We start from the raw sequence: 11,726 nt of genomic DNA on the forward strand, positions 1-11,726 counted from the left end.
AGCGCAGGTAAACCGCGGCCTCGTGGCCGGTGGCGGGCAGGTCTGCGCTGAAGCTCATGGCCGAATGATCACGACGGCTGCGCAAGCGGTCTTGGGCAAAGGTGCGCAAGCCCCGGTGAGCGCTGGTTTGGCCACGGATCAATCCCGCATTGGCTGGCTTTTCTGGGGCGCTCAAAAACGGGTTGGGCGGTGGCAACTGCCAGGCGTGTCCAGTGGCCGGTTGCGCCGCGGGCAGCATCTGTTGCAGTAGGCCTGCGAGCGCTGCTACGGCTTGATCTGACAACCCAGGTACACGTTGCTCACAATCAGCGCGGGCCAGTTCCAGCGCGCTGCTGACCTCCAGCTGACGCTGGCGCAGCCATTGGAATTCGTTGCGCAGGGCGGGATGGTGTTGCTGCGTGCTGAAATAGGCCAGCCAGTCGTAAAACGCGTCGCGCACGATCGTGGCGTTTTGCGTCATGTTGCCCGCCGCGCTGAAGGCGATGTGCAGCAGCGCCTGGCCCTCGAACTGGTACAGCACGTCTGCTTTCAGGCCGGTGCACAGTTGCTGTTCGCGCAGGTAGGCGAGAAGGCCTCCCGGCTTGTCGGCATTGATCCAGCGGCACAAAAAGTCCAGCGCCGTGCTGGAGGCCTCGGGCAGTTGTTCGAAGGCGAACAGCAGGTTCAGATGCTGGCCGTCGAGTTGCTGGTACACGGTTTCGCCGTTTGACAGCAAGGTCGGTGGGCGGGTTTGCGCCTTCACTGGGCCGGTGGCAAAGGGTTCGGTATAGCGCTCGGCCAGGGCTAGCAGTTCGGCTTCGGGCACTGGGCCGACCAGGCTCAGGCTGATGTTGCCGGCGTGATAAAACGTTCGGTAATAATCGTGCAGGGCTTGCTGAAATGCAGGGCGCTGGATCGGCAGGCTGTAGCGATTACCGGCGTGAAAAGCCCGCAGAGGGTGAGCCGGGTTCAGCGGCTGGAGCAATTCGAACTGGCGCCGGGCCGATGGCTCACGGGCCCAGGCGATAAATTCTGCGTGCAGTACTTCACGTTCGCGCAGTTGCTCTGCCGGGTTCATGCGTGGCTGAGCGAGCATGTCGCACAAACGCGCCAGGCCGCCTTCGAACGCTGCCACCGGCAGTTCAAAAAAGAAGTCGGTGTGGCGCTCGCTGGTGCGGGCGTTGACCTGGCCGCCGTGGCGTTGCACATAGGCCATCAGGTTGTCGGCGGCGGGGTAGCGCTCGGTGCCGAGGAACAACAGGTGTTCGAGAAAGTGCGCGAGCCCCGGCCAGGCGGCTGGCACGTCGTGGCTGCCTGCGTGAACCCGTAAAAACGCTGCGCAGCGCTTGAGGCGCGGCGCGTGGCGCAGTGAAAGAGTCAGGCCGTCAGTGAGGGTCAAACGGCGGGCTTGGGAAGGGTTCAGCGCAGACATGGGCATTTCCGGAACAGAGATGCCCACATGCTAGCGGATTACGGGCGATCAGCGCTTGCTCAGCGCGGTGTAAAGTTCGGGGCGGCGATCAGTCAGGTAGAAGTTGCCGGTGCGGGCATCCTCCAATTGTTGGCTGTCGAGGGTGGCGGTAATCAGGATTTCGTCCTGCTCGGCTACGGCGATTTGCTGGCCGTTGGGGGCGCTAATGCTGCTTTGCCCGCAGTAATGGACATTGCCTTCGTGCCCGCAATAGTTGGCGTAGGCCACATAGCACTGGTTTTCGAAGGCCCGGCTACGCACGGTAACCTCGGCGATAAAGTCGTACGGCGCCATATTGGCGGTGGGGACGACGATCAGCTCGGCCCCGGCGAGGGCCAGACGGCGGGTGTTTTCGGGGAATTCGAGGTCGTAGCAAATCAGCAGGCCGAGTTGCCAGCCATTCAGTTCGAACACCGGAAAGGCGTCCGGGCCGGGGCTGAACATGTCGCGATCGAGTTGGCCGAACAGATGGGTTTTGCGGTAGTTGCACAGGCTTTTACCGTGGCTGTCGATCACCTGCACGCTGTTGTAGATGTGCCCGTCAAGGTCGCGCTCGGGGTAGCCGTAGGCAATCGCGATGCCGGTGGTTTGCGCCAGCTCGGCAATTTGCAGCGCAGCGTCGCCGTCAGAGGGCTGGGCCAGATCGGCCACCGCTTTGGCGCCAATGTTGTAGCCCGTCAGGAACATTTCGGGCAGGACCAGCAAGTCAATGTCCTGGGCTTGCGAAGCGATGGAAGCCAGGCGCTGGAGGTTGCCTGCCACGTCGAGTGGCAAGGGTTGGCATTGGTAAAGGGCGATGCGCATGGTGGCTCTCCTTATTCACTATCCCTGTGGGAGCGGGCTGGTTTTGCGGTCTTTTCAAGGTCAAAAGATCGCGAGGCGAGCTCGCTCCTACAGGGGGCAGCGGGGTTGCTTTGCGGTCAGTCCGGCAAGGCAATCGGGCCGATGTCGTTGAAGACATCGCCGGGGCCCGGGTTGTCGGCGTGGGTGCTGCCGCCGAAGTGGGTCATGATGCCCCAGACCGCGTTCAACGACGTTTGCACCGCGCCTTCAACCCAGGCCGGTGTCCATGAGACATCATCGCCGGCAATAAAAATCCCGCGCTGTTCGCTGGGCAGGTCTTGCTGCATGAAATGCGCGTACATGCGCTGGTTGTATCGGTAGTGACCCGGCAGCGCACCTTTGAAGGCGCCGAGGAAATGCGGGTCGGCTTCCCATGACACGGTGATCGGATCGCCGATGATGCGGCTGGCGATGTCGACCTTCGGGTAGATCTTTTTCAGCGAGTCGAGGGCCAGCTTGACGCGTTTTTCCACAGGGTGCGGGAGCATTTTCAGCGCATCGCTCATCCATGAGTACGACAGGCAAATCACCCCCGGCTTGTCGTCACCGTTGTCGAACAGGTAGGTGCCACGGGTCAGGCGGTCGGTGAGGGTCATGCTCATCAGGTCGCGGCCGGTGTCCGGGTCTTTGTCTTTCCAGAACGGGCGGTCGACCATGACGAAGGTTTTTGACGACTGCATGTAACGGGTACGGTCCAGCGCCATCCATACTTTTTGTGAGAACAGCGATTCTTCGCAGTCGATTTGCGTGGTCAGCAACCAGCTTTGGCACGTCACCAACACCGCTTCGTGGGTGCGGGTGACGCCGAGGTTGTCGGTGACCGAGAACTGCCCGTCAGCGGCACGGGAAATAGCCTTGACCCCGGTGCGCGGCGCGCCGCGATGCAGCGAGCGCAGGCTGGTACCTTCAGGCCAATGGGCGCATCGCTGCGGCACATGGCTCCAGATGCCCAGTGGCACTTGCTCGACGCCGCCTACCACGAGGTGCTGGTGGTCGTCGCAGTTGGTCATTACCACGCGGAAAATTTCCAGCATCGAGTTGGGGAAGTCCGAGTCCCAGCCGCCGGTGCCAAACCCGACCTGACCAAACACTTCGCGGTGCTGGAAGGACAACTTGGCGAAGGCTTTGGAGGTGGCGACAAAGTCATAGAAGGTGCGGTCGTCCCACAACGGAACCAGGGTATTCCACAGCTCTTTCAGGCGCGGGACGTCGCGGTCGCGGATGGCTTGTTGTATATCGCCAAAGCGCGAGCCTTCCTCCAGCGCGTCTGCCCAGGCGTCAGCCACTTCCTGGAACAGGGCGGGCAGATCCGCCAGCTTTTGTGCGTAAAAGGTCTGGCCTTCGAGGTCGATGACGGTACTGCCGGACGCGGGTGTCAGCGGGTTGGGGAACGGTTTGGTTTCCAGCCCCAGCTTGTCGACGTAATGGTAAAACGCGGTGGAAGACACCGGAAAACGCATGCCGCCCAGCTCGGCAATCACCCCTTCGCTGCCCTCGAAGGCTTGCGAACGCAGGCGCCCGCCCATCTTCGACGCTTCATAGACTACGGGCTTGAGGCCCAGCTTCATCAACTCGTAAGCGGCCACCATGCCCGCCATCCCGGCGCCGACAATCGCCACCTCAGCGCCCAGCTTATTGGCCGGAATACTGCCCAGCCCGGCCGGGTGTTCGATCCAGTCATCAAAGGCAAAGGGGAAGTCGGGGCCGAAAATAGTGATCGGTTTTTTGCCGTCGGCAGGGTGGCGATTGTTCTTGTTCATGGCTGACCTTACTGGGCGACTCGCGTTAAACGTGAGTATAGGAAAAGACAGCCGCCAGTTTAGGGAGCGCGGAACACGGTAATAAGACGCAAAGTGTCGTCGTTATGACATTTGTTTAGTCAATATGACGAATTTGGCCGACAGAATGATGTGCGCAGCAGGCATAACGCCTTAGCCGCGGTCGACCTTGCTGCTGAGAATGATCGAGGTGGTGGTTTTTTCGACACCGTCAACGCTGCCGATCTGATCAAGCAACTGGTCCAGTTGCTCGGGCGATTCGCTGCGCAGCCAGGCCACGTAATCGAACTCGCCACTCACGGCGCACAACTGTTGCACTTGGGCCATGCTGCTCAGACGCCGCACCACCTCCTTGCCGGAGCGCGGCTGCACGGTAATCCCGACATAGGCTTGCAGCCCGCCATCCACCAGACGCTGGCTCAAACGCACGCCATAGCCGGTGATGACCCTAGTTTTCTCCAGCCGCGCCAGGCGCGACGTCACCGTGGTGCGCGCAATCCCCAACTGCCGCGCCAGCATCGCCACACTCTCACGCGCATTAAGCTGCAAGGCCGCGATTAATTGGCGGTCAATGTCATCCAGTGCAGGCGGGTGGGTATCAGGCACAGGAAGGCTCCGGTGTGGGCAGGGTGGGCGGGTAGGGTAAGGGACAGGCCGGGTCTTCTCAACCGGCAAAATCTGGCCCGGCAGTGTTGAAATTGATGAGCGTTGATCTACGCTTGCCCGAAGATGCGGGGCGTTACATGAAGTGTGACAATCTGACTATTATCATAAAAAATAATAGGTCTATCTAAAACAAGTTAAAAAACCAATCTATTTCGATACTTTGTAAAGATTGGATAAAAGTTAGTTGCGCCAGTGCTACGTTAAAGAAGTTGTTTGATAGTTGTTATTTAAGCAGGTCAGTCATTAATAGCCACTCTGCAGTCATGGATTATGCAGAGCGGCTTTATTATTAAGTGCGGACCTTAAGATGGATAGGTGAGTGCGCAACTTTATCGGGTTGCGGCACTGGAAGTTTGAGAGTGCTGAATTAGTTAGAGCCGTCTAAGAGGGTAAGGGAATGTCCGACATCACATTGGCAGGCGATGGGTCTACAAGCAGTGACCCGGTGAAAAAAGCTAGCTCGCCCAGTTCGTCCAGCTCTTCTAACGCCAAGCCGGCGCGACTGGATGCTGAGGGTATCAAGAAAGAAATAAGCCAACTCAACAGTTCGCCAGATGGCCTTAGTTCGGCTACGGCCAAGAGCCTGCTTGAAAAGTATGGGCCGAACGCCATTGAGGCCAAAGAAGACAGTCGCTGGAAAAAGCTGCTCGGTTATTTCTGGGGGCCTATTCCATGGATGATTGAAATTGCGGCACTTATCTCGTTGGCGCGTCAGGACTGGCCAGACTTTATCGTGATTACCGGCCTGCTGCTTTATAACGCAGCTGTTGGTTTTTGGCAGGACAACAAAGCCGCCAGTGCACTGGCGGCGCTGAAGAAAGGTTTGGCACTTAAAGCCCACGCCAAGCGTGACGGGAAGTTGCAAACCATCGATGCGGCCGAACTGGTGCCGGGGGATGTGGTGACAGTGTCCGGTGGGGAGATTTTGCCCGCCGACTTGCTGTTGATCGACGGCGCTTATTTGTCGGTGGATCAGGCGGCGTTAACGGGTGAGTCTTTACCTGTATCGAAGATGGTCGGTGACAGCGGTTACTCCGGCTCTATCGCGCGGCAAGGTTCGATGACCGGTATTGTCACTTCAACCGGTAACAATACGTTCTTTGGGCGCACAGCCAAGTTGGTGGCCAGTGCGGGTGCCAAGTCTCACGCTGAACAAGCGGTACTGCGTATCGGGGATTTCCTGATTATCCTCGCGGCCATTCTGGCGCTGATTCTGGTCGGCACGCAGTTATACAAAGACATTGTTGTGCAAGGGCATTGGGCGTGGTCTGAGGCCGGTGATATTGCGCAGTTTGTGTTGGTATTGCTGATCGCTTCGGTACCGGTGGCCATGCCAGCGGTGATGTCCGTCACCATGGCGCTGGGGGCGTTGGCGTTATCCAAACAAAAGGCCATTGTTTCGCGGTTGTCGGCCATTGAGGAGTTGGCCGGGGTTGATGTGTTGTGCTCCGATAAAACCGGGACGCTGACGCAAAACCACCTGACGGTTGATAGCGCGATTCCTTTTGACCCTAAAACAACCCCCGACGAAGTGATTCTAGGCGCGGCGTTGGCGTGCCAGCCGGAAAGTACGGATGCCATTGACCAAGCTGTTTTAAGTGCGCTGAAAGATAAAAAATCGCTGGATGGCTTTAAACAAGTCAGTTTCACGCCTTTTGACCCGGTCAATAAAAAGACCTTGGCGGTGGTGCAAGACGCTTCGCAAAAGCAGACGTCCTATGCCAAAGGGGCGCCGCAAGTGATTGCCACGTTGTGCGGTATCAGTGAAACCTCCAGCGATGATCCGCGCTCCACGGCTTACTTCGGCAAAGTCAGTGAACTGGCCAGCCATGGCACGCGCGCACTCGGTGTTGCCCGCTCGGATGATGGCGGCAAAACTTGGGACCTCCTGGGCTTGCTGGCCTTGCTCGATCCGCCGCGCCCTGACGCTAAAGAAACCATTGCCCAGGCACGTGCGCTGGGGCTGTCGGTGAAGATGGTCACGGGCGATGACGTGGCGATTGGTTCCGAAATCTCCCGGCAACTGGGGCTTGGGACGCACTTGCTGGTTGCTGATCAGGTGTTCCCTAAAGATACGGACAACAACCATATTCCGATTGATGCGGCCCGTGCAGTTGAGGCCGCCGACGGGTTTGGGCGCGTGTTCCCGGAGAACAAATACCAGATCGTTAAAGCGCTGCAAGAGCGTAATCACATTGTTGCAATGACAGGGGATGGTGTTAACGACGCCCCGGCCTTGAAACAAGCTGAATGCGGTATTGCGGTGTCGGGTGCAACGGACGCGGCAAGATCGGCCGCCGCGCTGATTTTGACCGCCCCGGGGTTATCCACGATTGTGAATGCCATTGAAGAAGCGCGGGCTATCTTCGAGCGCATTACCTCGTATGTGTACTACCGGATTGCGATGACGATTTGCATCATGTTTGTGGTGGTGCTGTCTTATTTGGTATTCGGCGTGCGTCCGTTGACCGCCATCATGATTGTGGTACTGGCGTTGCTGGATGATATTCCGATCATGACCATCGCCTATGACAACGTCAAAATAGCCAAGAAACCGGTGCGGTGGGATATGCACCGAATCATCATATTCTCTTCACTGATGGGGTTGATGGCACTGGCGCAGAGCTTTGGTCTTGTTCTGATCTCGATGTACTGGATGAACAACGCAGAACTGATGCATGTGTTTGCACTCGACCTGAGTCATCTACAGACCATGTTGTTCTTGCAGTTGGCAGCCGGCGGACACTTGTTGCTGTTTGTGGTGCGTAACCGTAATAGCGTGTTCAAACCACCGTTCCCGTCGTTGCCGCTGTTGTTGGCGGTTATCGGTACGCAGATTGTCGCGGTATTTATTTGTGCCTTCGGTATTTTCGTCCCGGCTATTTCGTGGGAACTGATCGGCGTTGTCTGGGTGTACGTCCTTGTCTGGATGGTGATCATCGATATCGTGAAGTTGATCTACTTCTCCGTCGTCGACAAGCGTGAAAAACAAAGCGAAAACCTGACTAAAGCCATCGCATGACTAGGGAAGCCAGACTATGAGCCTTATGAGTAAGTTGATTGTTAAGCCAGGGTCAAAAATTCGCCTCGCTGATGTGGACCCTGACTTTCATGGTTCTTATAAATCGGAAAAGGATGCGCAAAAGCATCTTGATCAACAGTCCGCCAGCATCTCTGACCTGCAAAAGAAGCTCTATGCCGAGCGTAAACATTCTTTGCTGATTGTTTTGCAGGGCATTGATGCGGCCGGTAAAGATGGCACTTGCTGGCATGTGTTGCGTTCGATGAACCCGCAAGGCACCAATGTGCATGGTTTCAAGCAGCCGACAGCCGAAGAAAGCAGCCATGATTTTCTTTGGCGGGTGCATCCCCATGTACCGGCTGACGGTAACGTGGCTATCTTTAACCGTTCGCACTATGAAGACGTGCTTGTGCAGCGCGTGCACAAAATGGCGCCCGGCAAGGTTATTGAAAAGCGCTACGACTTGATCAATGCGTTTGAAAGCACCGTGCATTCGAATAACACGACGATCTTGAAGTTCTTCTTGTACATCTCGCCTGAAGAGCAACTCAGACGCTTTGAAGAGCGTCTGGATGATCCGATGCGGCAGTGGAAAATCAGCGAGGGTGACTATTCAGAGCGCGCCCTGTGGGACGACTACATCAAGGCGTATGAGGCGATGTTGAACAAATGTTCGACTGACCACGCGCCTTGGTATGTCATCCCGGCCAACCACAAGTGGTTCCGCAACCTGGCGGTCGGGAGCATTGTTGAGAAGACGCTCAAAGACATGAAGATGCAGTTGCCCAAACCTACGGTTGATCTCAAAGAAATCAGAAGGAAGTACCACCAGGCCAAGAAAGAAAAACTCTAAATCATTAGAGCGCCGCCCTGAAGGTTTTGAACGTTCAGGGCGGCGATGGCCAGGTCTGACATCTCATGGCGTTTCCTGTTGGTTGATCAGAGCAGGAAGCGCTATCGGCATTTAGCGGTTCACCTTATATCGGCCTGTGACGGGCTTCATTGCATTAGGCGTCGTTATGTACACAACCCTGCTCATTTTCTTCATGGTTTATTTGGTAATGGGTGTCGGTAAGCTGCCGGCATTTAACGTGGACAGAACGGGCGCTGCAGTCGTTGGCGCCCTGGCCATGATCGTAGCAGGAAGCCTTAGCCCGCAAGCCGCGTGGGATGCCATCGACTACCGCACCCTTGGGCTGCTGTTTGGCTTGATGGTGGTGTCGGGGGCGTTCACGGTCTCGGGATTTTATGCCTGGGCTGCGGAGAAAGTCGCAACGCTGAAAATTACCCCGGTCGCGCTGTTGGCAGTCTTTATTGCGGTCAGTGCCGGGCTTTCCTCATTGCTGACCAATGACGTGGTGGTGTTGTCGATGACGCCGCTGCTGGTCAGCGTAGCGCTGGCACGGGGGCTTAACCCGGTGCCGTTTCTGCTGGCGTTTTGTTTTGCAGCCAACGCCGGTGCCGCGGGCACCCTGATCGGCAGCCCGCAAAACATGATTGCGGCCCAAGCGCTTGATCTCTCGTTTAACGAATTCATGATTGCTGCAGGGGTGCCGGCGCTTTTATCGCTGCCCATCATCTGGTGCATCATCGCGTGGCAATACCGTGGCAAATGGACGCTGGAGCGTAAGACCGATAAAGCGGTTGTTCACCCTCCCGTACAGCTCGATAAAGTCGAAACGACCAAAGCCATCATCGTCGCCAGCGCCGTGATCATCGCCCTGGTGGCCGACATATGGCCGCGTGAACTGGTGGCCCTGGCCGGCGCGGGCATCCTGCTGGTCAACCGCAGCCTGGCTTCCAAAGACGTGCTCAAGCAAGTTGACGGCAACCTGTTGCTGCTGATTATCGGCTTGTTCATTTGCAACCAGGCACTCGCCAATACCGGACTGCCGCAATCGCTGTTTGACTGGTTGCGCCATGTGGGTATCGACGTTAACGACCCAATTTCGCTGTTTGTGGCCGGTTCATTGCTCAGTGATGTGGTCGGCAACAACCCGGCGGTCATGCTGCTTTCCCCATACCTGCACCCGGACAACAACGCGCAGTCATTAGGTGCTGCAATTGCGTTGGGTACCGGGTTTTCGAGCAACCTTATTATTTTCGGCAGCCTGGCCGGGATCATCGTCGTGGAACAGGCGGCGGGGTGCGGTATCAAGATCTCGTTCGGGGCATTTGCAAAGTCCGGGGTGCCGGTGACCTTGGTGACCTTGCTGATGGCGGGGCTGTGGATTGCGTTTTTGTGAGGGGAGGGCTCGGCAGCGGCTACAGGGGTTTAGCGTTCGCTGGCTGTAGGAGCGAGCTTGTCTCGCGATCTTTTCAGCGTGGTTTACGGCTGCTGCGCAGCCGGACGTAGCCTCGCAGGCTCGTCAACTGCTACGGGGGAGCGTGAGCTCTGTGTCGGAGCTGCCGAAGGCTGCGATCTTTTGACGGTATTTTGGTGGGCACAAAAATGCCGCGCAATGCGCGGCTTTTAATGTGGTGGGCCCAGCAGGACTCGAACCTGCGACCAAGGGATTATGAGCCCACTTAAAACACCAGGGTTCATTGGTAAAACCCAGCAAATAAAGGTTTTTACGAATATTTATTCCCATATTTCCCGCATGTACTCGATGGATCTGGACACGCTTTGAGCCTGACTTCTCACAACCCTACAAAACCTTTCACTCTGTGCAATGGCCTCCAAGCTGTCAGAGCCCATACACGACGTGGCCTAGCTAGCTGATTGCACCACCCCGTGGGTTTGCACAAAAAAAGGACGTGAAGCCCGTCGGCGGGAGGGGGGATAAGTGTATTTCAGCTAATATTTTTTTTTGGTAGGCTTTTTTAGCACTGCGGTTACCAGCCGCTTGTCCACAAGTACCTAGCGCGTGACGATTGCTAAATGCAATTGCGGTGACAGTTGCTGAACTAAAGCAAGAGTTAGGAGTTTAAAAATGGTATTGGATTGGAACTGGTTTTTCAGTACTCTTTCGCAATCAACAGCTGCAATTGTAGGTATTGTTGGCGCTTTCATTATTGCCAAGATTTTCTCTAATCAGAGCGTATTCTCTGAAAAAAATAACAAAATGAATGCTCTCATAATTGAATCACATAAGCTTCTTGATAAAATTGGGACTATAGATTTTGACTGGTACAACAAGCAGAAAAATAATGCGGCTTATAGATCTGCAGCCAAAAAAATATACTCCATCGAAGATGAAAATGAATCAAATTACAACGATGATGTACTGTTGGAGATTTATGAGGGAGCGAATTTTTCTGAGTTCTCTGAAAGGGAATCGATCTTAGAAAAACTTCGCGAAGAGGTGGCACATCACTGTAGCTCTCTTTCGGAAAAGCGGCTTCGCGAAGAGCGACAGCAAGAGAAACAGGAAAGAAGAGGTAGAGGTGAACTGGTCGGACTGGGTGGTCTAACAGCTATGTTAAGTGGGTTCACCAACCCCGAGAGTACTAGGGGGTCATTGCTCAACTATTCTGATATTGCATCCATGCCTTGGGTTGCCATTAATAAGGAGCGGGATCTTATCACCGAGTGTTTTCTAGAAGCGAAGCATCATGCTCGACTCATAGGAGATTTTGTTGAGTCAGTTACAGACAATCCAGAGTCGCCACCGCAGATAACTTGGTCGCTAGCTTTTGTCGCTTTAATCTTCCTTGCAGGCGTAATTTATCCTTTAACTTTTATGCCAAGCGGCACACCTCCAACTCACGCTTTAAATTGGATCGGATTGCTCAATGCTTTTTTATCCGTGAAAGGCGCTTTGTTATCTCTGTTAAGTTTGGCGTTCATGTTTATCATTGGCATGTTTATGTTTACGAACCATTCTATGAAATACAGTCCTAGTAAGGTCTCCCAGCTTGAGAGGTTGAGTGATGCAAACAACTATTCTGAGTATTTTAAGTGTTTGTAAAAATTGATGGATTTGTCACTGCTTTATAGTGTGTATAAATCTATGTATTTGTG

8 protein-coding genes are annotated in these 11,726 nt (G+C 55.4%); 4 read left to right on the forward strand and 4 right to left on the reverse strand.

Features of this window, described 5'->3' with window-relative positions; translation table 11 throughout:
• From pqqF to GHO25_RS12920, 4 genes are all read right to left on the reverse strand, one after another.
• Window positions 1–1,411 (reverse strand): pyrroloquinoline quinone biosynthesis protein PqqF (pqqF, locus tag GHO25_RS12905; protein WP_153390930.1); only part of this gene is annotated, 1,411 nt, incomplete at its 3' end.
• Window positions 1,412–1,459: 48 nt separating this feature from the next.
• Window positions 1,460–2,254 carry a carbon-nitrogen hydrolase family protein gene (locus GHO25_RS12910; RefSeq protein WP_153390931.1) on the reverse strand — a complete coding sequence of 265 codons (795 nt, stop codon included), beginning with the start codon at window positions 2,252–2,254 and terminating at the stop codon, window positions 1,460–1,462.
• 116 nt (window positions 2,255–2,370) lie between these two features.
• Window positions 2,371–4,053: an NAD(P)/FAD-dependent oxidoreductase gene (locus GHO25_RS12915; RefSeq protein WP_153330191.1), complete on the reverse strand. Its 1,683-nt coding sequence runs from the start codon at window positions 4,051–4,053 to the stop codon at window positions 2,371–2,373.
• Window positions 4,054–4,224: 171 nt separating this feature from the next.
• A complete protein-coding gene (locus tag GHO25_RS12920; protein WP_048372258.1) occupies window positions 4,225–4,677 on the reverse strand; it encodes an Lrp/AsnC family transcriptional regulator in 453 nt (150 codons plus the stop codon).
• Between the two features lie 457 nt (window positions 4,678–5,134).
• Between GHO25_RS12920 and GHO25_RS12925 the strand changes: the two genes are divergently transcribed.
• From GHO25_RS12925 to GHO25_RS12940, 4 genes are all read left to right on the forward strand, one after another.
• Window positions 5,135–7,759: a plasma-membrane proton-efflux P-type ATPase gene (locus GHO25_RS12925; protein ID WP_053225282.1), complete on the forward strand. Its 2,625-nt coding sequence runs from the start codon at window positions 5,135–5,137 to the stop codon at window positions 7,757–7,759.
• Between the two features lie 25 nt (window positions 7,760–7,784).
• Window positions 7,785–8,612: a polyphosphate kinase 2 family protein gene (locus GHO25_RS12930; RefSeq protein ID WP_218581076.1), complete on the forward strand. Its 828-nt coding sequence runs from the start codon at window positions 7,785–7,787 to the stop codon at window positions 8,610–8,612.
• 166 nt (window positions 8,613–8,778) lie between these two features.
• Window positions 8,779–10,005, forward strand: a complete 1,227-nt coding sequence (locus GHO25_RS12935) for an SLC13 family permease (RefSeq protein ID WP_153390933.1) — start codon at window positions 8,779–8,781, stop codon at window positions 10,003–10,005.
• Between the two features lie 690 nt (window positions 10,006–10,695).
• A complete protein-coding gene (locus GHO25_RS12940) occupies window positions 10,696–11,673 on the forward strand; it encodes a hypothetical protein (protein ID WP_153390934.1) in 978 nt (325 codons plus the stop codon).
• The last annotated feature ends 53 nt before the right edge of the window (window positions 11,674–11,726 follow it).

Origin of the sequence: Pseudomonas sp. FSL R10-1350, assembly GCF_009600525.1 — a bacterium.
Taxonomy (GTDB): Bacteria; Pseudomonadota; Gammaproteobacteria; order Pseudomonadales; family Pseudomonadaceae; genus Aquipseudomonas; species Aquipseudomonas helleri.